This is a genomic window from Micrococcaceae bacterium Sec5.1 (assembly GCA_039636795.1).
Classification (GTDB): Bacteria; Actinomycetota; Actinomycetes; order Actinomycetales; family Micrococcaceae; genus Arthrobacter.
Genome location: CP143430.1, coordinates 3750185 through 3773657 on the forward strand (window position 1 = coordinate 3750185; position 23473 = coordinate 3773657).

The window sequence follows — 23473 nt, forward strand, 5'->3', positions numbered from 1 at the left end:
GGACCCAAAGTGGTCCGCGCCTTTCAATTTCTCCTTGATTGCGCGCTACACGCCGATGCAGCTATCCGGAAACTGCCGTCTTCAGCCACTTGGTGAGCACGGCCGCCTGCGGCGCGAGCGGGGCAAGTGTCAGGGCGCCCTTCACAACCGGAACCCCATAAGCGGCGAGCGAGGCTGCGAGCGTCCTTGGGTCCGTCCGGGTGCAGGCCTTAATGATGCGTAGGCACAGAGCGGAGGCGTCGCCGGGAGCGGCACCTGCCGCGAGGGCGGCATTCACGGCAGCCGTCTCCTCGGGAGTGAGCATGTGGGGTCCGCTTCCGACATACTGCACTTGGCAGTCCGTGACGTGCATGTAGCGCGTGGATGCCCAGACCTCTTCCAGGCTCGAGAACTTGCCTATCAGGCTGCCATCAGCACCTGTGCACGTGAATTGATACCGGATCAAAGGTTCCGGACGTTCCCGTGGGATTTTGTCATCGTTCGCGACCACAGGCGCCATATCAAGTGCGGCTGGTTGGGAAGTATCTACATTGGTTCCTGAACAACCGGCCAAGGCAAAAGCTGCCACACCGAGCTGAAGAACACTGCGCCTGCGCATGTCCACCGAGGGATCCCCACTTCATTCGGATGCTCCCCAGCTCCGCATGCATTGGTTATTCGCCCCAAGCCGTTTCCGGCTGCGTCTTAGTACATCTTCCCCCAAATTCCGCATTTGTCACTAGTAAAGTTTTGGCCGCCAGCAAGATCGACGCCTGCGCCGGCCTCCGGCAGTCCTCCCTCCGCGGTAATGGCACCCCCTGTGCCGGCTATGGTCCACCTGCAATCTGCCGCAGAAGCGCCTTGCTTGACCAGTTGGTATTTGCCGGGTTGCACCGCATCGCCCACCAGATGGCTGCCATCAGCCATCCTCGTGCCCTCGGCCCACGCTGCGATGATTTTGCCCTGTGGAGCATCCGGGCAAAGTGAGGCTGCAGCAAGCAACGGCCCGTGTCCGGCTTCCTCGAATCCGCCTGGTCCGCTTTCATCGCTTACCCGCGTGCAGAGACGGAGGACGTCCAACAACATTGCCAGGCCTCCATCATCGCTTGATCCTTGTGGTGCCGCCGTCGAGATTGCTTCTGCTTCCCGTGGTGTGGGCTCGAACGGTTGCGGTCCGGTGTAGGTAACTTCGCAGGAGTCCATCCGCGTGTAGTTGGTGGCGGCCCAGACCTCGGCAAGGCTCGACAACTGGACTTCCGGGGAGGCGTCAAGGCTTGTGCATCGATAGGCGTAGCGGCCAGGTTCGTCACCGTCGCCCAGTGGCTCCCCATCACCTGTGGTGCCATTACTCGGAACTGTCGACGGCGAGTGGCTGGGTTCCTCTGTGGCGCCGGTAGTCGCGGTGCTGGTTGGTGTCGACGCGGCTGTTGACGAGGTACTCAATCCCGGAGTCGGTTGGGGCGATGGAGTGCAGGCGGCCAGCAGCATAATCAGCGGCACCACCATCGGAAACAGTCTGCGCATTGTGACCTCCACCTCAATCGTGCGGGGCTGCGTTTGCCCGGTCAAGACGTCGGGAAGGGCGAAAGTGATGCAAGAAAATGTTCCGCAACGAAAATTACCTAGTGACAAAAGTGAAAATTGGGGGAAGATGTACGTAGACGCAGCCGGAGACGGCGTGGGGCGAATAACCAATGCATGCGGAGCTGGGGAGCATCCGAATGAAGTGGGGATCCCTCGGTGGACACGCGCAATCGCAGTGTTCTTCAGCTTGGTTTGGCGTGTCTTGCCTTCGCCGGTCGCTCAAGAACATCTCATGGAAACTCCCATCCCTCCGCCATCAGCGGGATGGTCCGAGGACCGCATCGCCATAAAATCACCGCACTGATCGCCTCGGCCAGCCTGGCAACAGCAGCGCTCACAGGTGTGTTCACAGCGGGGGCTGCCAACGCCGACCAGGCCCGCCAAACCGTCGCCGTGGGTCTCACGAAGGCCGCCGGTTCGGTGGTGGACCCAGCCGGAAGGATCTGGGTCTCGGACGCGCGTGCCGGATTCTGCCGAGTGACCGAAGCTGTGGGCGCCACGCCGGGCGGGCTCGAAACAGGCACCTGTCTTGGGGGCACCCTGGCTGGCCATAAAAAGGGCCCTGCGTTAGCGGGAACTCCTGCCATGATTGATCCGTCGCCTGCCAATCACGGCTCGGGCGACGAAATCGCGTTCATTCCGGATGCCGCCGTCGGAAGTTCCGAGGTAGTCCGTGCCATCTGGAAGCCCACCGCCGGAGTCTTCGACTACGACGGTCAGTTGACCATCTTCGACGGCGACCTTCGTCCGAACGCGGTCAGTGACGGCCCCGATGGCAATATCTATTTGTCGTTCGCAAATGCCCGCTCGATTGTGAAGATCGTAGATCCGACTGCCCTCTATCCGAGCATCGAATCAATCGCTTCGGTTAATTCAAGCTCCTTGAGCCTTGCTGCCACGCACCGCAACAGTGCCGGCAATGTAGTGGTCTATGTCGCGGAAACTTCGGGACTGACCGTGTTCACGGCACCAGAGGACGGAGTCTTGACCAATTTCGTCCCCTCGCCCCTCTATAACGTCGGCAAGCCGACGGCCATCTACTACGACTGGCAGTCGCCCTTGGTCCTGTACACAGGAACAGGTGGCGGAACAACTACTGCCGACGCCGGCAAGGACACCGTCTCGCGCATCGACTTGAGCACCGACACCGTAAACAACCAATGGGCGCTCGGTTTCAGCAAGATCGGTGGACTGAACATGCGCGATGGCAAGCTGATGGTCATGGAAGATCCAGGTCAGCTGGATCCCGCCAAACCGGCCCAGCAGGGCAGGCTGCTCACTTTGGGCGGCGTAGTACCTTCCATCGTCAGCGGTCCGACGGCGGCTAACGGAACCCAAGCGGCCAATCCGGCTTTCACCGACGATTCCACTCCCACTTTCACCGTAGCCTCAACGCCTCCCGGGGGCACTCTTGAATGCAGCCTCCAATTGAGCACCGCAACACCTGTATGGCAGGTATGCACGAGTGGCACGTATACACCGGCAACCGCCTTGACCAACGGCGCCTACACATTCTCTGTACGCGCGGCACCATCAGGGCTTCCTGTATCCAGGGCGTTCACCGTTGATCTGACGGCACCCACCGCTCCGGTGATAACCTCACCGGCCGCTGGAGCGACCGTCAACCGCTCGCCTGTCCTGGGCGTGACCTCGGAGGCGGACTCCGTCCTGTCCTGCTCGGTCGATTCCACCACAGTTTTCACTGCCTGCAGCAACGGCTATGTCTTCAACCTCGCTACCGCAGGACAGCACATCCTGGGGGTCCGGGCGACAGACATGGCGGGCAACGTCAGTACCCTTGCATCGGTGACTGTGACCGCGGACTTGACCGCACCTCAGGTGTCCATCAGTTCACCTGCAGAAGGCGCAACAGTCGGGATCTCGCCGTCGTTCGTCTTTGCCTCAACGTCCACGGACGTTGCCGGTTTCAGGTGCAAGCTGGGCACAAACGCCTTCACCGCATGTACGTCGCCAAAGTCGTACAGCAACGTACCCAATGGTCCTGTCGCCTTCACGGTGGAAGCCACGGACAACGCGGGGAACACCTCCACTGCAACCAGGAATGTCACTGTCTTCGCTGCCGACACCACGCCCCCTGTGGTCTCTGTCGATCCGGCTGGAGGAACGTACGGGGCAAACAAAACCATCAGCCTCACGGTGAATGAAGCAGCCACTATCTACGTGACCACCGATGGTTCCACGCCCACCACATCCAGTCCTGTCTACTCTGGACCGATAGCGCTGACGTCGTCGATGACATTGAAGTACTTTGCACGCGACACCGCGGGCAACTCTTCAACGGTAGCCACCCAGACGTACGTCCTTGACACCACTGCCCCGGTTCTGACCGTTGTACCCGCTGCCGGAGCCTATGCTTCAGGGCAACTTGTCACCATGACTTCCAGCGAACCTGGAAGCATCTTCTACACAACGGATGGCACCACGCCCGCTACTGCAGTCGCAGGAAGCACGAAAGCATACTCGAGCCCATTCGCGCTGACGGCAAACACCACCGTAATGGCTCTTGCTGTGGACGCATATGGAAATGCTTCCGCAGTCACTGCCCGTGCTTACACGGTCTTGGACACAACCCCACCAGTGGTTACCGTGACTCCACCTGCGGGAAGCTACCCTGTGAACCAGCAGATCACGCTCACGGTGAATGAAGCGGGATCGAGCATTTACTTCACCACCAACGGAACCACTCCGACTGCCACAGCCGCCAATAAGTACTCCACAGCAATCACGCTGACGGCCGCGATGACCTTGAAGTACTTCGCGGTGGATCCGTCCAACAACAGTTCGGCGATCATCAGCCAGGCCTACACTGTGACAGCGCCACCGGCCAATACGTGGAAGGACTACACCGGTGATGCAAAGAACGACGTCGTGGCACGCGACAATGGCGGCACGCTATGGCTCTATCCGGGCAACGGCACCGGCGGTTGGCTGACGCAACGTTCGTTGGGCACAGGTTGGAACTCGCTGAACGCCATCGTCCCCACCAAGGACTTCAATGGTGATGGACGAAGTGACGTCCTGGCGCGTGATACTAATGGTGTCCTCTGGCTCTATCCCGGGAATGGAGCCGGCGGGCTTCAGCCCCGGGTGCAGGCAGGCACAGCGTGGTCGGGCATGACGCTCATCCTCGCGCCAGGGGACTTCAGCGGCGATGGCAAGGCAGACGTGTTGGCCCGGGATTCGGCCGGTGTCCTGTGGCTCTATCGCGGAAACGGCACTGGCGGCTTTGTATCAAGCGCCCAGATTGGCACCGGGTGGAACTCCATGACGGCGATACTGAGTACCGGCGATTTCAATGGCGACAGCAAGACTGATGTCCTGGCCAGGGACACGTCGGGCATCCTGTGGCTATATCCAGGCAACGGGACCGGCGGTTGGCTGAGCAGGGTCCAAGTTGGAAGCGGCTGGAGCGGGATGACTGCAATCCTGGGCCCTGGCGACTTCAACGGAGACGGCAAGAACGATGTGCTTGCCCGCGACTCCGGTGGCAACCTCTTCCTGTACCCCGGCAACGGAACATCAGGATGGCTCTCCCGGAGCCAGGTCGGGTGGGGCTGGGGAGGGTTCACGTCGCTCCCCTAGCAGCAAAGACGTGACCCCGGCAGGAAAGAGAAGGGAGGGCCAGGACGCCAAGCGTCCTGACCCTCCCCTTCTTGTTCCAGGAATTCCCTACGTACGTTCCTTCATGGGATGCATCGTGGGCCTGTTTGGGCTTGCCTGTATGTCCAGTTGGAGGGATACCAACAGCATCTGAACTCCCAGCACAAAGGGCACAACAGCCAACATCACCGATCCCGCGGTAGGAGATCCCACGCTTGCGGCGAGAACCCAGATCCCAGCCACGAGACCCATGACAATAAGGGCGATCCCTGCGATCAACAGAAGAGCCACCGCTGAGAAGGACCACACCATGTACTTCCACCACACACGGCGCCAGAAGCCACCAAAGAGCATGGCCAGCAGCTCGGGGATCACCTTCCGGAGCTTGATGCTGGAAACCTCGTTGCCGTAAACAGCAGGAATGGGGACATCCACAATCGGTACATCGAGGATATTCAGGTGAATCAGGAGGTCGTTCTCAAAGCTGTAGCGCGCAGCCACCTTATTCATTGGCAGGCGGCGAAGAACTTCCGTCCGGATCGCCGTGTAGCCATTCTGGGGGTCGAAGATGTGCCAGTAACCCGACGCCAGCTTTGTCATGAACGACAGAACGATGTTTCCGAAGATACGGTATCCAGGCATGCCGGCAAAAGACTCACCTGAAAAGAAGCGGTTGGCCTTTGCAAAGCCGTAACCATCCACCACGGGGTCGAGCAGCTGGGGCAGGTACTCCGGATCCATCTGGGCGTCGCCGGCCATCACAACATTGATGTCGGAGCCCAACTCCATTGCTGCTTTATGTGCCGTCAGAACTGCGCCACCCACACCTTGATTGACCTCGTGCCGGATCAACGTGACCCTGCCGTCATCCGCCCGAAGGGCAGCCCCGGAGGTGTCGTCAGGGCTGCAGTCATCAACAATGACAATGTCATCGACGAAATCAGGCATCGTTTCGATCACCTGTGCGATGTGGTTCTCTTCTTTATAGGCCGGTACTACCGCGGCAATTCGAACGCCTCGATACATCGATTATCCTTCGCTGCTGTTAGGTGTGAATTTCTGTGCTGGCGCTTCAGTGCCCGAGGCGCCATCTGTCTGTCCGCTGGCGCTCTGCGGCTGCTTCTTTTGCGGGAAGATCCAGTGCTTGTAAATGAAGTAGTTCCAGCCCATGGTCACGATCGTCGCAACCACTTTACCGGCAACATATCCGGCCCCCAGGAACTGGAAAAGCTCGACGATTCCCATGACCGCCACGGTGTTGAAGGCCAGGAGTCCGGAGTACCGCAGCACTCCACCCAATGCCGTTCCGCCACCCCCGAAGGCAAAGTGGCGCTGCAGGAAATAGTTGAAGAAGAAACTTCCCCAGAATCCTGCGCCCGTGGCCAACCAAAGGGGCCAACCAAACACTTGGAAGCAGAGCGCCAGCAGACCGAGGTCCACAATGAAGCTCAGACCGCCCACCACGAGGAATCTGAACAAACTGGACGAGAGGAACTTTTTAATGAATGCCTTCATTGGTTAACAAATCCTTCCAAGCGGGGCGATGCCATCGGGGTTCCGGTTCTCGAGGATGCCCGGGACTCCGTCAAGCTGCACACGGTCCTTGGCAGCGGCGTCGAAGGCTTGCTTGCCACCTGGTAACTGAGACCAATCGATCCGGTAGAGGGCAGCGTTTCCGTCACGCACAACAAGCTTCAAGTAAGGGATGGAATCAGGATGGGTCAAGCCCGCCTTGGGCTCATCCCAGGCCCGGATCCGACCGTCGGCTATGTACACCCATTCGATACCAAGCTCCGAAGCGGCAGCCCGCGCGTCGGGATCCGTCGCCAACTCAGGGAGCTTTTGCAGGACAAGCAGCTGGCGGTTCGTAGGAAGTATTTCGAAGTGCCGAATCATCGGCATTCGGTTCCCGAGTGCATACATCCATACGGAACCATCGCAGGAATCATTCAGCACTGTGGCGTCCTGAGGGACGTACTGGTCGATTTTGCTCAGCAGATCCACTTCGGATGAGCTCAGGGTGAGGCCATCCACCTTCGTATTGATGTTGATGCGCTCGGCGTTTTGCTTGAAATACGGGATCGCCCCAACGCCACACACCAGCAAAACTGCGACAGCAGCCGCCGCTGTGATGACGTGGTTGGGCCTGCGTCCCTTTGTGCCTTGGGATTCATGGGATGCTGCCCGACGATTGCGGAGCCACCGGACGGCCCACTCGATTGCCTCGCCGGCCTGGGCAACACCCAAGCCGGCAAGCGGCACGAGAAGCATGACAAGGATGCCGAAAATACGCCATTGATCGTCGTAAAAGGGGGCTGTCAGGTTCAGGAAACGGGGGCTGTCGCTGCCCATGGTGTAAACCGAAAGAAACGCAAAAGCCAGGACCGGGCCGAAGTACCACCACATGCGGATCCTGAAGACAACAGCAAGGCAGCCAAGTGCGACAAGCGTTGTCAGGATCGGCATTGCCATGGAGCCATGGTTCAGGAAAACAATGTTCTGAATGGCACCGTTTCGATCAGTATCCGGAGCCCACATCATCTTGGAGACGCGCTCAGATTCCTTAAGCATCTGGGTAATGATCGGCAGGCCGATGATCGCCGCGAGAACCCCTGACACCGCCAGGTAAACGGTAATGCCCAGGATCCGGCCCTTGCGTCGTATCAATGCGGAGAGCAGCCAGAAGACGAGGACCGGCAGCACTACGAACGCCAGCGAGGGGTGGACGGCAATAAGGCCCACTGCGCCGAAGGCAATGCCCAGGACCCAGAACTTTTGCCGCTCCAAGGCACCTTTGACTGCCAGGAAGACGAATGGACCCACCAAGAGCATGCCAGCGAAAAACGGAATCAGCGGGCCACGCCACAGTAAATCGTAGGGGTAGACCGTGAACCATCCCGACACTGCAGCCGCGGCGGCCACGGCAACAGGGCGGCGCGTGAGGATCATGGTCAAGGCCATGGCGCTGAGGGGCAACTGAACGGCCATCATCACCAAGACGAAAACATTCAGGAAGACCGGGATGCTGACACCACTCATCGGCCAGAACAGCGAGAGCACTGCGTGGAACGCAATCGGGTAGCTCCTGATGGGAGCATCAGAAATTGTGGTGTCGTAGTAGGCGAAGTTGCCCGCAATGGCGGGATCCCATTCATGATTCACGGAGATAAGCCGGATCATGTTGGCGTGCCAAGGAATGTCCCAGTCCTGGTTTATGCCCAGGAGGCCCTCAGTGCCGACAAACCATGCCACGGCGGCGGCGGCTCCGCCCGCAACAAGGCCCACAAGCAGGATCCACCAGGAGCCCGCAAATCGGTGCTTACCGAAAATGCTTGGCTGTGTTCGCAGGGGTGTCTGGAACTTGTCGGGGAATCTGCGCCTCAACACGAGGCGCAGAGCCAACAGGACACCAGCCAACACCAGCAGAACGGCGGACACCGGAAGCAGCTGCCAGCTCAAGCCCAAGGAATTGCCCATCACACCGATGACCGTCAGGGCACCCATGCCCAACAATGGTGCCACGACGGGCAGGAGGGTTCGGCGCACTCCCAGCGCTTCTCCGAGAAGCCAGCCTGGACCCCACCACAACACAATGATCAGGAGTACACACAACAGCAGTGGGCCGATACCCATTCCTACGATCGCCTTTCCTAGATGCTTCCACTAGCCATCCCTTGACAGACGACTCTTGCTATTGGATGCCGGACTTAGTTGCGTTCCCGCAGCCAGGCGACAGCCTGATCAGCCGGACCTTCGAATTGGACAGTGCCGGAGGATAAGACGACTCCCCTGTCGCAGATCCGCGAAATCATGTCCAGGTCATGGCTGACAACCACGAGGGTCCTGCCTTCGTCGGACAGCTGCTTGATCTTTGCCAGGCACTTCCTCTGGAAAGGTTCATCTCCAACAGCCAGGATCTCGTCCACAAGGAAGATATCCGGCTGCGTATGAACTGCCACCGCAAAAGCAAGGCGCAGGAACATTCCGGAAGAATAGAACTTCACTTCCGTGTCGATAAACTGCTCGATTTCCGAGAAGGCGACGATCTCGTCGAATTTCTCGTTGATCTCCTGCTCTGACATTCCAAGGATCGCGGCGTTAAGGAAGACGTTCTCACGGCCGGACAAATCCGGGTGAAACCCGGCCCCAACCTCAATCAGGCCCGCGACCCTGCCTTTGGTCCGCACAGTGCCCTGATCGGGAAGGATGACACCGGAGATCAACTTGAGCAACGTGGATTTACCGGAGCCGTTGAAGCCCAGAAGGGCCACAGTCTCCCCATCCTGTATCTCGAAGCTGACGTCGTGCAGGGCATCAAATTTCTTGGTGAGATCACCCTTGCGTCCCTTGACGAGCCACACAAGCGTCTCTTTAAGGGAGTGCGAGTGACGCAGATTAAAGGTCTTTTTCAAGCCCTTGACTATGACGGCGGCGCCCACTCAGACCTCCTGCGCAAAATGGCCTTCGAGCCGGCGGAACACCAGCTGGCCGATGATAAGGAAAACTGCGGCCATCCCCAGTCCAGCCAACCCCGTCAACATCAGGTGAGGGGGCAGTTCGACCGGCTTAGTGACCGTGGGGTACCAGAACGCCCAGTGGAACAATTCCACAGCCACGGTCACGGGGTTGAGCTGGTAGATCGTCAAGACCCAGTCCGGTGCAAGACGACGGATCATGGTCCAGTCATAGAGGACGGGTGAAGTCCAGGTGACGATCATCATCAACATGTCAACGATGTTCTCTGCATCGCGGAAAAATACGTTGACGGCACCTGCCAGGAGGCCCAGGCCCGTGGCGGTTACAGCCACAATGACGAAGCCCAGCGCTGCACCAACCAGCTGCATTACATCAGGTCGCCACCCGTTGAAAAGGGCAGCAGCCAGCAAGACCACCAGTTGGGGAAGGAAATGCACGGCAGCGACCCAGACCGACGCCACGGGAAAAAGTTCCCGAGGCAGGTAGATCTTCTTCACCAGGGCCGCATTCCAGACTATGGAGCGCGTAGCGTTGGAAAACGCTTCAGTGAAGAAGTTGACGACGATGACGCCGGAGAACATGTACAGGGCGTAGTTGGGAATCTGATCCCCCACGCGAAGGACGATGCCCAGTGCAAAGAACAGAACCAAGTACTGGACCAAGGGCTTCACATATGACCAAGCCAGACCAAGCACAGAACCCCGGTAGCGGACCCTGAGTTCCTTGCGGACGATCAGCTTAAGGAGGTATCGGCGCCGGAAAACATCCAGCAGACCGGCACCTACCCCGGGAACAGCATAAATATCAGTGGAGTTGGCCATCGCTACTTTTTGGGCTCCGAAGCATCGAATGTCTCGCGCCAGGACTCCATCGACGTGATCTGCGGCAGTGCTGCACGGTACTGGGCCCGAAGCGTCTCCCAATTCGAGAAAAGCTGTGCGTGCAGCTGGGTCGTTTCAACCAAAAGCCGTCGTGCCAGCTTGGGATCGCGCTGGTACCACGAGGCACCTGTGCCGTCGGCATTGGAGACAACTGCACTGTCCAGATGCGCCAAGCTCCACCATTTGCCGTCCTGATGTGCAACATGGGCCTCAGGGTTGGTCTTGGCAGAATCGCGAACCGGAGCAAGGACCTGCTTGAGGACGGTCTTAACCGCCCAAGGCAGCAGGCCAAGGGCACCCGGCTGCTTGTAGGACTGCGGCTTCTTCGGCGGACGTTTGCGGAAGGACTCAGGGAAGGCACCGGGATCGGTCTTGACTTGTGAGTCGACAAATTCCTCGCGCATGGCGCGAAGTTTGGGCATTGTGGTGGGCAGCTGCTCATGGAGCTTGCCCGGGCCCTCCAAGACATCCCGAAGAGCCATGACGCGGGCTTGCTCCGGGTAATACTGCATCGACACCAAATGCTTGATGTCCGTGTTCAGGCTTTCGCGGAAAATGCGGCCACCCTTGGGGAACGGCGAATGCAGAAGGGTCGCGATGAGCCTGTTGCGTTCGTGGTAGTAGGCCTGCCAGTCCACTGAGTCATCTTTATCAGCCCAGGAGACGTGCCAAACCGCTGCACCCGGCAGCGTAACCGTCGGGAAGCCTGCGGCACGGGCGCGCAGGGAGTATTCCGCGTCATCCCACTTGATGAAAACGGGAAGGGAGAGTCCAATGTTTTCCACGACGGTCTTGGGGATGAGGCACATCCACCAACCGTTGTAGTCAGCATCCCAGCGGCGGTGCAGCAAAGGCGTTGAGCGAAGGCCCTCCGCGGAGAAGTCGTGATTTCCCAGGCCCTCGACGGGTCCCCAGAGGAAGCGGTAAAAATTCACCACTTCCGCGTAGGCGTGCAATACGGACTTGTTGTACATATCGAACATGTGTCCACCGACGATGGTGGGCTTACGGCAGAGGTCGGCAAATGCGACCGCCCTGAGTACACCTTCGGTTTCAAGTTCAATGTCGTCGTCGAGCAGCATGACGTAGTCGCTCTTGTCAGAGACGAGCATCTCGTACATGTTGCGGGCAAACCCACCCGAACCACCAAGGTTGCCCTGGTTGATAATGCGCAACTGCTCGCCCATGGATGAGGCGACGGCGTCGAACCCGTCTTCGTCGGCCACCTTCTTGTTGCCTTGGTCCACGATGATCAGTTCCGCAAGGATTTCACGGAGACCGGAGTCGGCATCGATTGACTTGATGGTTTCAAGGCAGTAGTCGGCACGGTTGAACGTTGTAACACCCAGCGTGACTTTCCCCTGGGGCCTGCCTTCATCAGGAACAGCCCAGTGGGCGCTCTTAAGCGTCATTCCATCGCCGCCGGCAATGAGGTCGAACCAGTACCAACCGCCATCGCCAAAGGGAGCGAGCGTAAGTTCGAAGTCGTTCGACGCAGTTCCCTCAACGAGGATCGAGTCGACCCGCTGCGACGCGCCGCGCGCATTCGACCGGTAAACGATGACCGTTCCTTCGCCCTCGGTCTCGATGTGGAGAACCGTCTTTGTGGCAATGGTCCATTTGCGCCAGTAACTGGCCGGGAAGGCATTGAAGTAGGACCCAAAGGAAAGACGCTCGCCGCGGCGCACCTGTACCGACCCACGGTCCAGGATGTCCTCCGGGTGGAGTTTGCGGGCCATGCCCACTGCCTGCACAATTGCTGAGCCGTTGTCATCCTGCTTGCGGACCTTGTTGGTGTCCGGATCGACATAGAGCGGCAGGGTATCGAGGTCGCGGTTGGCCGGGAAAACCACACGCTGGACTATTCGAAGGTTCTGCTGAGTCGAGGCCGGGCTGTCTGCGGCTGTTGTGGCCGTCATGGCAGTCTCCTGGCTTTCATTTGTCGTGGCGGTCATGCGTCCACTCCACCACTTTCCAGCTTGGCGCCGCCCGTAAAGTGCGGCTTGATCTTGTTGTCGAACATGGACAGGGCCGAGCCGATGGCCATGTGCATGTCCAAGTACTTGTACGTTCCAAGACGCCCGCCAAACAGTACAGACTTCTCGCCACGTGCAAGATCACGGTACGCGAGCAGTTTGCTGCGGTCTTCTGATGTGTTGACGGGGTAGTAAGGCTCGTCGCCCTTCTCCGCAAAACGCGAGAATTCGCGCATGATGACCGTCGCGTCCTTCGTGTAATCGCGCTCAGGGTGGAAGTGGCGGAACTCGTGGATGCGAGTGAAAGCAGTCTCCGGGTCCGGGTAGTTCATCACCGAGCACCCCTGGAAATCCTCAATCGGCAGCACTTCTTCTTCGAGGTCGATCGTGCGCCAGGAGAGATCACCCTCGGCGTAGTCGAAGTAGCGGTCAACCGGGCCTGTGTAGATGACTGGAACCTGCCCAAGAACGGATGAACGGCCGAATTCGCCATCGTCAAAGAAATCCGTGTTCAGGACAACTTCAATGTTGGGGTTGTCCGCCATGCGTTCGATCCAGGCCGTATAACCGTCAACCGGGAGGCCTTCATGTGCGTCATTGAAGTAACGGTTGTCATAGTTGTAGCGTACGGGGAGCCTGGAGATGATCTCCGCGGGAAGGTCCTTCGGATCCGTCTGCCACTGCTTGCCCGTGTAGTGCTTGATGAATGCCTCGTACAGGGGCCGTCCGATCAGCTGGATTCCCTTGTCATTCAGGTTCTGGGGATCAGTGCCGGCAAGCTCGCCCGCTTGCTCGGCAATCAGCTGACGAGCTTCGGTGGGGCTCATTGCTGCACGGAAGAACTGGTTGATGGTGCCGAGGTTGATCGGCATGGGGTACACCTCGCCCTTGTGGCTGGTGTAAACCTTGTGCTGGTAGCTCGTGAACTTGGTGAACCTGTTCACGTACTCCCAGACACGTTCATTCGAAGTATGGAAGAGATGCGCTCCGTAGCGGTGCACCTCGATGCCCGTCTTCTCTTCATTCTCGCTGTAGGCGTTTCCTCCAATATGGTGGCGGCGATCAAGAACCGCGACCTTTAGCCCCAACTCGGTAGCGGCGCGTTCTGCAATGGTCAGGCCAAAGAAACCCGAGCCGACGACGACGAGATCAGCGTTCACAAACTCTCCTGTGTATTGGCGTGCGGGCACAGAAGTGCCCACGTCTACTGGTCAAGGCTACCCGACATGGCGTGCGTTCCCCGTATCCGGGCCCTTGGCCAAGCAGGGGCGGCTGGGGTCCACAAACACCAGAGGGAGGCTGGCACGTGGCCAGCCTCCCCCAAAGGCGATGCTTGATTTGGCGTCTCAGAGGCTGATGACAGAGCCCGATTTGGCGGAGTCCAACACGGCCTCAGCAACCCGCAGGGTCTCAAGGCCTTCGGCCATCGTGACGATATTCATCGACTTTCCGAGGATTGCATCGCGGAACGCCTCGTGTTCCATCTTTAGCGGCTCCCGCTTGGCAAGGGCGAACCGGGTGGAGGATCCCTCCGATACTCCGCGGAAGGCTGCGACGGAATCCCAATCAGTCTGGAACGTTCCGTTCTCCACGAAGGTCAGGTCTGCAGAAATGGTGTCAGCGATGAACGCCCCCCGTTCGCCCAGAACGACCGTTGTACGTTCCTTCATGGGTGACAACCAATTCACGATGTGGTTGGTTACGACACCGCTCCTGAGGTGGCCAATGGCTGTAACCATGTCTTCATGTTCGCGGCCACTGCGGGAGGTCGTGTGCGCTACGACGTTCACGAAGTTGCTCTGCGCCAGCCATGCGGTGAGGTCGATATCGTGCGTCGCAAGATCCTTGACCACCCCGACGTCGGCGATGCGCGCCGGGAAGGGTCCCTGCCGTCTTGTGCTGATCTGGTAAACGTCACCAAGGTCACCATTCCCGAGCCGCTCGCGAAGGCTTTGCAGGGAAGGGTTAAAGCGCTCGATGTGACCGACCGCGCCGATGAGGCCATTGGCTTCGAAGGCCTTGGCAATGCGTCCGCCCGACTCGGAATCGTTCGCGATCGGCTTCTCGACGAGACAGTGGATACCGGCCTCAGCAAGCCGCAACGCCACTTCCTCGTGCAGGATGGTCGGCACGGCAGCCACTGCCATGTCGATTCCCTGCTCAATCAGTTCCTCGACTGTGTTGTAGACAGTCAGACCATCAGCAACATTGTGTGGATCGCCGAACGAATCCGCGACAGCAACCAGGTCAACGCCATCAAGCTCGCGGATTACGCGGGCGTGGTGGCGGCCCATCATACCCAGTCCGATGAGGCCTGCCCGGAGGTTTGCCACTAGCTTCCTGCCTTTGCGATGGCGTTGACGGCCGTCACGATGCGGTCCAGATCATCCTGGCTCAACGATGGGTGCACCGGGAGGGACAGCACGCTGGCTGCAGATTCCTCGGTTACAGGCAACTCATCGGATGTCTGGAAGGGTGCAAGGCGGTGGTTCGGGATGGGGTAGTACACGCCACAACCGACGTTGTATTCCTCACGCAATGCCTTGGCGAAACCATCACGGTCATCGGTAATGCGGATGGTGTACTGGTGGTAGACGTGCTCATAGCCCTCGGCTACCTTCGGGGTGATGACGCCTTCGATGTTTGCGTCAAAGAATGCTGCGTTTTCCTGCCGGGTCTTGGTCCAGCCTTCGACCTTTGTCAGTTGGACGCGCCCGATGGCTGCATGGATGTTGGTCATGCGGGCGTTAAAGCCAACCAACTCATTTTCGTACTGGCGCTCCATGCCCTGGTTACGCAAGAGGCGGAGGCGGCGTTCGACGTCGGCCAGGCCTGTGCTGACCATCCCACCTTCGCCGGAGGTCATGTTCTTCGTGGGGTAGAGGCTGAACATGGCGAAGTCGCCGAAGGTTCCGACCTTCCGGCCGTTGACAGCGGCACCATGAGCCTGGGCCGCATCCTCGAACACCTTAACGCCGTGCTTCGAAGCGAGCGCGCCGATGGCATCGACGTCGAAGGGGTGACCGTAGAGGTGTACCGGCATGATCGCAGCCGTGCGGTCGGTGATCTTCGACTCAACGGACGCAGGGTCCAGCGTGTAATAATCCGGGTCAACATCGGCAAAGACCGGCGTGGCTCCAGTCAGCGCCACCGAGTTGGCCGTGGCTGCGAAGGTGAAGGAAGGAACAATGACTTCGTCGCCGGCGCCAATGCCGGCGGCCAGAAGGCCAAGGTGCAGCCCTGAGGTGCCAGAGTTGACGGCGACAGCTGCGCGGCCGTCCAGAAGTACTTGGGAAAATTCCTGCTCGAAGGACGCAACCTCCGAGCCTTGGGCAAGCTGGCCGGAGGCCAGAACTGCCTCTACGGCCTTGCGCTCGTCGTCGCCAATGATGGGTTTGGCGGGGGGAATGAATTCGGGGCTCATGCCTCTACCTCTCGAAGTGTCTCGTTCTGTTCAACATATGTGGCGCCGGTTTCCGGGCATACCCAGTTCCCGCCAATGTTCTGCAGCGGGAAGCCCGCCTTACCGACCCAGCCCCGCCGCTTGGCCGGAACCCCGACCATCAGCGCGAAATCAGGGACATCTTTGGCAACAACTGCTCCGGCGGCTACGGTGGCCCAGCGTCCGATGGTCACGGGAGCGACGCACACGGCGCGGGCACCAATGGACGCTCCTTCACGAATAGTGACGCCCACAGGCTCCCAGTCGTGCGCACTCTTCAGACTTCCGTCCGGACCTACAGCACGGGGATAAGTATCATTCGTCAGCACTACTGCCGGACCGATAAACACGCCGGCCTCCAGTTCTGCGGGCTCGTAGACAAGTGCATAGTTCTGGACTTTGCAGTTGTCCCCCATCTTGACGCCAGTGCCTATGTAGGCGCCGCGTCCGACGATGCAATTGACACCCAATTCAGCTTTCTCGCGGACTTGGGCCAGATGCCAGATCTTGGATCCATCACCAATTACCGCCTCGTCTGAAACATCGGCGCTCTCTGCAACCACTATCACCGGTGAAGGTCCCTTCTCATTGAGCACACGCGACAACGAGTTTCATCTTAGCCGAGACGCCATGTCCTCGCGTCAAGTCGGCGCCTTCAGCCGGTATCGCCGAGAGTTGTCCACATAGCCCAGGAAAGGGGCAGCAGCCTGCCCGGGAATTCCATAGCCTCAGTTCTGGACGGCTACGGGAATTCAGGAAGGAGCGGGCAAATGATCTTTGAGTGCACGCTCGTTGGCGGCCCGAATGCCGCATCACCGGCGCCACCGGAAGAGTTGACGATCACTGTCTCCAGCGGAATGCCGGGCTCAGAACTTCAGCGGCAATTGCAGGAGGCCCGCGGGGTCGGTCCCCTGTCAGTTGCCGGGGAAGACCTATCCGCCCTGACCGTCGGACACCCCCCACTCGTAGCCGGGGCCGTTCTGGTGGACGGACATTGTCCTGCGGAAAAGTCGGACTCTCCGGCAACGCCGCTCCTGCTGCTGACACATACCGGGCCGGGGGCCGGCTCAGTCTTTGCACTCCAGCGGGGTTTCCACCGCATCGGCCGCGGCGCTGTCGATATTTGCATCCCTGATCCGGGGATGTCCCGTGAGCACGCCGTGTTGGAGGTGTCCGGCACCGCACTGAGCGTCACGGACAAAGGGAGCCGGAACTCGGTACTCGTTGACGGGGAGCGTGCCCGGGAAAGGACGGTGACATCGTCGTCGAGAATTCGCTGCGGAAACACTACCTTCACCATCGTTACGCCAAGCAGCTCCACCCCCGGGATTCATGCCGACGCCGGACGTTCTGTTGCCGAGCCCCTTGAAGTCCAGCGCCACACGGGCTCCTTGAACCGCTGGTCGGTTGCCGTTGCGGCGGGGCTCCCGCTCATAGCAGGCGTTGGCCTGGCACTCGCGACGGGGATGTGGATGTTTCTGGGGTTTACGGCCGTTTCCGCGGTGAGCCTCATTGTTCCAACGATCACAGGAAGGAAGGGACGCCAAGAGTTCAGGCGTGCCGTCGCAGAGGCGGTGCGGCAGGACTCCGAACGCCGCCGCCGATGTTCGCCGTCTGCGGCGGAAATCATTGTTGCCACCTTGGCCCCCGCGGCAGGCTTGATCCTGAAGCCTTCAGCACCTCTAACATTGCCTGGCTCTGGGGCAGGATCGCCCGATGCATCACGACAAGATCCGACCGCCGGGTCAGCAACATGGATCCGGCTGGGTACCTCGCCCAGTCTGGCCAATGTGCGGCTCGTCCCAGCAGATCCCCATTTCCGTCCGCCCGCAATCGGCCCCATGCCAGTGACGCTGGGCTCGCACCCTGCCATTGTTGCCTTGCATGGCCAGACCGAGCACATCGACGCCCTGATCCGTTTCATCGTCATGCAACTGGCAAGTTTCCCAAGCTCGTCATCCACACCGATCATTCTTCTCGGACCAATAGGGCGGCTACCTCTCAGCGCGCGGTTCCTGCCATACCTGACACTTGCCACGAATGAGGCGGCAGCGACAGCAGCTCTTCGAAGGTTGAAGGGAACCAACCAGGGCAGGCTCATAGTTCTCGGTGACTCGCCGGGCTCGGGTAACTGCTGTACCAAACTCCTGGATGCCGCCATCGAGGCTTCGTGGCAGGTGTTGCGGCATTCCGGCCCCCATGCCGGACCTACCGGTGTGGCCATTGAGATAGGACGCTCTGGTACATCCGCCGTTTTGCAGGTTCCCAGTGGACGCCAGGAGTTCATCCCGGACATGGTTCCGCTTAAGGCCTTCGAACAGTTTTGCCGCACAGTGGTGTCCAATCCACACCGCGAAGGTCCTGCCGGCGACGGCATACCGGGATCCTGCTCTCTGGATGACCTGCTTCCAGGTGGACCTCGAGGCATACTGCGGCGATGGACTGGCGAGAACGGGCAGCATGAACTGCAGGCGCTTCTGGGTCAGGGCCAGGACGGCCCCTTGACGTTTGACTTCCACGTCGACGGACCCCACCTCCTGGTAGCCGGGACCACCGGCGCCGGGAAGTCAGAACTCCTCCGCACAATCGTGGCATCCATGGCACTGAATCATTCGCCGGACCAGGTGACATTCCTCTTCGTCGATTTCAAGGGCGGCTCCGGACTAAGTCCTTTACTTGGGCTTCCGCACTGCGTCGGCCTTCTTACGGACCTTGGAAGTCATCATCTTGACCGCGTGCTCACTTCCCTTCGAGGCGAGATCCGCCGTCGCGAGGAGCTGTTCGCGGACGCGGGGACTTCAGACCTGTCTGCATATCAACGTTCACGTGCGGCTGTAGAGGTGGCGATCCCCCATCTGGTACTCGTTGTGGATGAGTTCCGAATGTTGGTCGACGAAGCCCCCGGAGCCCTTCGTGAGCTGATGCGTGTTGCCGCCATTGGGCGGTCCTTGGGCATTCATCTGGTTATGGCTACTCAAAGGCCGCAGGGTGCGTTGACCGCCGACATCCGCGCCAACGTCACTTCAAGCATCGCCCTGCGTGTTCAGTCCGATGCGGAGTCAATGGACATCATCAATTCCAAAGCTGCAGCATCCATCGGCGTTGATGTCCCGGGGCGGGCATATCTTGTGAGGGCCACGGGTTCCCCCGAAGAATTCCAGGGAGCGTCCCTTGCTGTGTCAGCCACGGTCAGCCGGAAGGCTCCGGGGGCAGCAATCGTTCAGTCGGCCATCGAGGCCTTGCACGCTCGTCAAAACAAACAGCCAATGGTCGGTAAGTCAGCGGCCCAGGCGGAGGCAAGGGCGGAGGCGGTGGTCTCGGCAACCCGAACAGTCTGGCGCTCCCTGGGGCGGGCCGATCCCCGGCAACCTGTAGCCCCACTCTTGCCGGCGTCCATTGGGTGGAATGAAGATCTGTCCGCTTTCGGCGTTGCGGGCAAGGACGTTCAAGACACACTGGACACGTCGATGGCCCCCGTAGGTCCATTGGGGATCGTGGACAGGCCGGAACAGCAGTCAGTTGAGGCCTTGGAATGGTCACCTCCTGACCATGGTCATTTCGCCATGATCGGCAGCAGTTCCAGTGGAATGCACGAATGTTTCAAGGCTGCTTCTGCGATGCTGGCAGCACATGGCACCCCACCACACCTGTACATCCTGGATTCGGCTGGAATGCTGGGAAAGCTCCGCCGGGGAGGCAGCTATGGCGCCACTTTGGGCCTGCATCAGCTGGCATTGGCCGTTCGGGTCCTTGAGCGGCTCACTGAAGAAATGGCACGTCGACGCGTGGCGGGCGAGGACGTCTCCGCAAGTCCCCGTATGGTCCTGATAGTTACTGGCTGGTGCTCATGGGCCGCAGCGCTCCGATCAGGGCGATTCGCGTGGGCAGAGGACCTTTTGAGGGACATCATCCGGGACGGGACCCCCCTTGGAGTCACAGTCCTGATATGCGGCGAACGCGAACTGGTAAGCTCACGCTTTTTTGCCGCCATCCCAAACCGGGTATTTTTTCCAACGGGAGCCACGGAAGAGTCACGATATCACTGGCCCCGCCTTCCGGAAGTCGAGCCTGTCCAGGGGCGTGCTGTTGCCATGGGTGCCTTTGTTCAGGGCGCAGCCAGGGCGGCTCATTTCCGCACTGCACCAAGCGGGACAGCCTGGCCGTTCATTGACCTTCAGCCTTCGTCAAAACCACCTTTCCGAGTGCGGCCGCTCCCCGAATCCCTCAGCAAGTCTGATTTCGATGTTGCGATGGCTGCGATCCCAAGACCTTCGCGGCCATCCTCGGGATCGGCGCAGTCCGCCAGCAACGAGATTGCGGCTGACGACCTGGACTTCGGGATGACGCCGGACTCCATCCCCTTGTGGATCGGCATCGGAAATGACGAATCAGTTCCCGTCTCATTTCCCCTTGGGCCGCGCGGTGTCAGCATCATCATTGGGAGTCACGGCTCCGGCAAGACTTCAGTGTTGGCATCCCTGAAGTCCCTTCATCCCCAGGTTCCGTGGGTCTTCCCGGGAGTCGGAAGTACGGCTGGTGCTTTCTGGGCAACTGTGGCCCGCTCAGCGACCACGGGATCGCTGGATCCTGCAAGCATCCTCATTGTCGATGACGCCGATGTCCTGGATCCGGAGGGGCGGGCAGCTCTCGCCGCACTGGCTGGCCGGACACGAGGAGTGATCTTGACTGCGACGTCGGGTCCCGCTTTGCTTCAGCGCCTGCCACTGGCCGCAGAGGTCCAAGCCAGTGGCATGGGCCTCATTCTGGCTCCGAGAACTCCCCTGGACGGAGACATCCTCGGCGTGAGGCTGGACATAGAAACCTCACCGCGTGCTGGTCGGGGTGTGATAGTCCGCGGAAACCGTGTGGTCCAGGTGCAGGTGGCTTTCACGTCCGACACCAGAAAGCACATCGGCACGATCGGAAGTCATGGCAGCATTCGCTAGAGGGCGCCCTGCGTTCCTCCCGCTCGTGACGCATATCCGATAACGCTCTTTTGGAACAAAAACACGATCGCCGCCAGTGCAGGCAAAATCATAGCCAACCCTGGCAGAACCAAGCCGCCGGTCATCGTTGGGAACCCAATGGTGAGGACGAACAACTGAGCAACCAGAGCGGCGGCGCGGGTCCATCTGTACCCGCGGAACAGGAAATGGCCCACTGCGAACAGCCAGGCCGAGAAGGCCAATAAGAGGCCCAGAGTAAAGACCGCTCCCCAAAATGTCAGGACAGGGGCTCCTGTCAATAGTTCGAAAGCGTACCAAGCCGCAGCACCAAGGAGGGCCAGCGCTTCCAGCACGACAACGATCGAGATAATCAGGATTCCAGGGGGCTTCTTGCCACCGGATTTCAGCCCCCCAGATATCGGGCCCTCAGGCAAAGGTCTGACTGGACCGTCGTTTCCATCTGATCCAGAGTTTGGTTGGGCCGGGTTAACAGGAGGTCTTGACACACTGGCACACTACCGGACATAGTCATCTAGCAGTGAGGGCACTGGCGGCTGATGTGATGCATCGCTCACGGATTCAGGGCATTTCAACGACTAATACCCCTTGTTTACAAGGCGTTAACATGAAACGCTTGACTCAGACGACCAAGGGGGCCCATGCGGGCCCCTTTCCTTTGGAGCCTCTCGTGAATGTTTTCACAAAAGGCTCAAACTAGTTCTCACGAATGGAGTGACTGATCAGCATGGATTGGCGTAATCGCGCAGCCTGCCTCGACAAGGACCCGGAGCTCTTTTTCCCAGTCGGCAACACGGGACCAGCACTTCTGCAGATTGAGGAAGCAAAGAGCGTTTGCCGCCGATGCCCCGTCGTGGACACTTGCCTTCAATGGGCTCTTGAGTCCGGCCAGGATGCAGGCGTCTGGGGCGGCATGAGCGAGGACGAACGCCGCGCACTCAAGCGTCGCGCAGCACGCGCCCGGCGCGCTTCGTAGCAGGCAGTACAAGCACCAAACGCAGAAGGCCGCGGACCACATGGTCCACGGCCTTCGGCGTTTAAGACAGTTGCCTGTTAAACCGGCCGACCTCCGGAACGCCCTATGCGCGAGCCAGGTTCAGGACAATTTCGACGGCGGTACCGCCACCCTCCCGCGGGCTCCATTGAATGGATCCCCCAAGCTCACTTGTGACGAGGGTACGCACGATCTGCAGGCCCAGGCCCTCCGTGTACTGCCCGTCCGGCAGCCCAACGCCGTCGTCGGCAATTGTCACTGTCAGGAATTCGTCATTTCCGTCTCCTGCTGCACGATCAGCCAGCAACCAAACGGTTCCCGTCCTCCCCTCCAACCCGTGCTCAACAGCGTTGGTGACCAGTTCGTTGATGACCAGTGCCAGGGGCGTGGCGAAATCGCTAGGGAGCTCGCCGAACATCCCGGACCTTTCGGTGCGTACTTGCTGGGAAGGCGAAGCGACTTCGGCAGAAAGCCTGAACTGGCGCCCGATGAGTTCATCGAAGTCGACGCTTTGGGTCAGACCTTGGGAAAGGGTCTCATGAACAAGCGCGATGGTAGCCACGCGGCGCATGGCCTGTTCCAGTCCCTGTTTTGCTTCGTCGCTGACCATACGTCGGGACTGCATACGCAGCAGGGCGGCAACGGTCTGGAGGTTGTTCTTTACTCTGTGGTGGATCTCGCGGATCGTCGCGTCCTTGGTGACCAACTCCATTTCACGGCGCCTCAACTCGGACACATCGCGGCACAAAACAAGGGCGCCAAAGCGATGTTGCTCGTCGCGCAAGGGAATGGCACGCAGGGAAAGGCTGACCCCCCTGGACTCAATCTCGCTGCGCCATGGCATTCGGCCGGTGACAACCAACGGCAGTGTTTCGTCCACCATGCGCCGATCCTTCAGCAATCCGGCCGTCACTTCAGCGAGGGAACGTCCTTCCAGGGACTCGACCTCCCCCAGCCGCCGGAAAGCAGATACGCCATTGGGACTTGCGTACTGCACGATGCCTTCAGCGTCGAGCCGGATGAGTCCGTCCCCCACACGGGGAGCACCTCTGCGGGATCCGGTGGGCGATGCGAAATCAGGCCACAACCCGAGAGTTCCCATGCGAAGGAGGTCGTAGGCGCATTGCCGATACGTGAGTTCCAGCCTGGATGGCATACGGGAACTGGACAGGTCCATATGGGACGTGACAACGGCCAGGGTCCTGCCGTTGCGCACCATCGGCACGGCTTCGACACGCAGCGCCATCTCGCTGCTCCAGCTTGTCTCACTGGAGCGCTCAATGGAGCGGCTGTTCCAGGCCTTTTCCACGAGTGGACGAAGATCCGAGCGGATGCCCTCACCCACGAAGTCCGCGTGAAACACCGTATGCGATGTTGACGGACGTACGTGGGCGAGGGCGATGTACCCAAACTCCGGATGCGGAAACCACAAGGCGAGGTCGGCAAACGCGAGGTCGGCGACCATTTGCCAATCGCCTACCAGGAGGTGCAGCCATTCAGCATCTCCAGGCCCGAAATCAGCGTGTTCCCTGATGGGGTCTGTAAAGATTGCCACT

17 protein-coding genes are annotated in these 23473 nt (G+C 59.8%); 3 read left to right on the top strand and 14 right to left on the bottom strand.

Features of this window, described 5'->3' with window-relative positions; translation table 11 throughout:
* Window positions 1-61 precede the first annotated feature (61 nt).
* Together VUN82_17095 and VUN82_17100 are read right to left on the bottom strand one after the other, a co-directional pair.
* Window positions 62-598 carry a hypothetical protein gene (locus tag VUN82_17095; GenBank protein ID XAS70796.1) on the bottom strand — a complete coding sequence of 179 codons (537 nt, stop codon included), beginning with the start codon at window positions 596-598 and terminating at the stop codon, window positions 62-64.
* 86 nt (window positions 599-684) lie between these two features.
* Window positions 685-1503 carry a hypothetical protein gene (locus tag VUN82_17100; protein XAS70797.1) on the bottom strand — a complete coding sequence of 273 codons (819 nt, stop codon included), beginning with the start codon at window positions 1501-1503 and terminating at the stop codon, window positions 685-687.
* Window positions 1504-1719: 216 nt separating this feature from the next.
* On the opposite strand from VUN82_17100, the gene VUN82_17105 reads away from it, so the two are divergent.
* Entirely contained in the window at window positions 1720-5166 is a 3447-nt protein-coding gene (locus VUN82_17105; protein ID XAS70798.1) for a chitobiase/beta-hexosaminidase C-terminal domain-containing protein, read from the top strand.
* 87 nt (window positions 5167-5253) lie between these two features.
* On the opposite strand, the gene VUN82_17110 is transcribed toward VUN82_17105, so the two are convergent.
* The 10 genes from VUN82_17110 to VUN82_17155 all read right to left on the bottom strand — a co-directional run bounded on the left by VUN82_17110 (window position 5254) and on the right by VUN82_17155 (window position 16528).
* Window positions 5254-6210: a glycosyltransferase family 2 protein gene (locus VUN82_17110; GenBank protein XAS70799.1), complete on the bottom strand. Its 957-nt coding sequence runs from the start codon at window positions 6208-6210 to the stop codon at window positions 5254-5256.
* A 3-nt stretch (window positions 6211-6213) separates the two neighbouring features.
* On the bottom strand, window positions 6214-6699 hold the full coding sequence (locus VUN82_17115; protein XAS70800.1) for a GtrA family protein: 486 nt from the start codon (window positions 6697-6699) through the stop codon (window positions 6214-6216).
* A gap of 3 nt (window positions 6700-6702) precedes the next feature.
* The gene (locus VUN82_17120) at window positions 6703-8817 is read right to left on the bottom strand and encodes a DUF6541 family protein (GenBank protein XAS70801.1); all 2115 of its coding nucleotides are present in this window, start codon (window positions 8815-8817) and stop codon (window positions 6703-6705) included.
* Window positions 8818-8891: 74 nt separating this feature from the next.
* Window positions 8892-9623, bottom strand: a complete 732-nt coding sequence (locus VUN82_17125) for an ABC transporter ATP-binding protein (GenBank protein ID XAS70802.1) — start codon at window positions 9621-9623, stop codon at window positions 8892-8894.
* On the bottom strand, window positions 9624-10481 hold the full coding sequence (locus VUN82_17130; protein XAS70803.1) for an ABC transporter permease: 858 nt from the start codon (window positions 10479-10481) through the stop codon (window positions 9624-9626).
* Window positions 10482-10483: 2 nt separating this feature from the next.
* Complete coding sequence (locus VUN82_17135) at window positions 10484-12496, bottom strand: glycosyltransferase (protein XAS70804.1); 2013 nt, start codon at window positions 12494-12496, stop codon at window positions 10484-10486.
* Entirely contained in the window at window positions 12493-13677 is a 1185-nt protein-coding gene (gene glf / locus VUN82_17140; protein ID XAS70805.1) for a UDP-galactopyranose mutase, read from the bottom strand. Before glf ends, VUN82_17135 begins: the two co-directional genes overlap by 4 nt.
* A gap of 186 nt (window positions 13678-13863) precedes the next feature.
* Window positions 13864-14850, bottom strand: coding sequence for a Gfo/Idh/MocA family oxidoreductase (locus VUN82_17145; protein XAS70806.1), 987 nt, complete (start codon window positions 14848-14850; stop codon window positions 13864-13866).
* Window positions 14850-15941 (bottom strand): DegT/DnrJ/EryC1/StrS family aminotransferase, encoded by a 1092-nt coding sequence (locus VUN82_17150; GenBank protein ID XAS70807.1) that lies wholly within the window; start codon window positions 15939-15941, stop codon window positions 14850-14852. Before VUN82_17150 ends, VUN82_17145 begins: the two co-directional genes overlap by 1 nt.
* Entirely contained in the window at window positions 15938-16528 is a 591-nt protein-coding gene (locus tag VUN82_17155; GenBank protein ID XAS70808.1) for an acyltransferase, read from the bottom strand. Before VUN82_17155 ends, VUN82_17150 begins: the two co-directional genes overlap by 4 nt.
* A gap of 201 nt (window positions 16529-16729) precedes the next feature.
* On the opposite strand from VUN82_17155, the gene VUN82_17160 reads away from it, so the two are divergent.
* Window positions 16730-20905: an FtsK/SpoIIIE domain-containing protein gene (locus tag VUN82_17160; protein ID XAS70809.1), complete on the top strand. Its 4176-nt coding sequence runs from the start codon at window positions 16730-16732 to the stop codon at window positions 20903-20905.
* Here VUN82_17160 and VUN82_17165 read toward each other — a convergent pair.
* The gene (locus VUN82_17165) at window positions 20902-21339 is read right to left on the bottom strand and encodes a hypothetical protein (GenBank protein XAS70810.1); all 438 of its coding nucleotides are present in this window, start codon (window positions 21337-21339) and stop codon (window positions 20902-20904) included. The genes VUN82_17160 and VUN82_17165 overlap by 4 nt on opposite strands.
* Before the next feature lie 311 nt (window positions 21340-21650).
* Here VUN82_17165 and VUN82_17170 point away from each other — a divergent pair, with 311 nt between their 5' ends.
* Window positions 21651-21899 carry a WhiB family transcriptional regulator gene (locus tag VUN82_17170; GenBank protein ID XAS70811.1) on the top strand — a complete coding sequence of 83 codons (249 nt, stop codon included), beginning with the start codon at window positions 21651-21653 and terminating at the stop codon, window positions 21897-21899.
* Window positions 21900-22002: 103 nt separating this feature from the next.
* Here the strand turns inward: VUN82_17170 and VUN82_17175 are convergent, their stop codons facing one another.
* On the bottom strand, window positions 22003-23472 hold the full coding sequence (locus VUN82_17175; protein ID XAS70812.1) for a histidine kinase N-terminal domain-containing protein: 1470 nt from the start codon (window positions 23470-23472) through the stop codon (window positions 22003-22005).
* Window position 23473 lies beyond the last annotated feature (1 nt).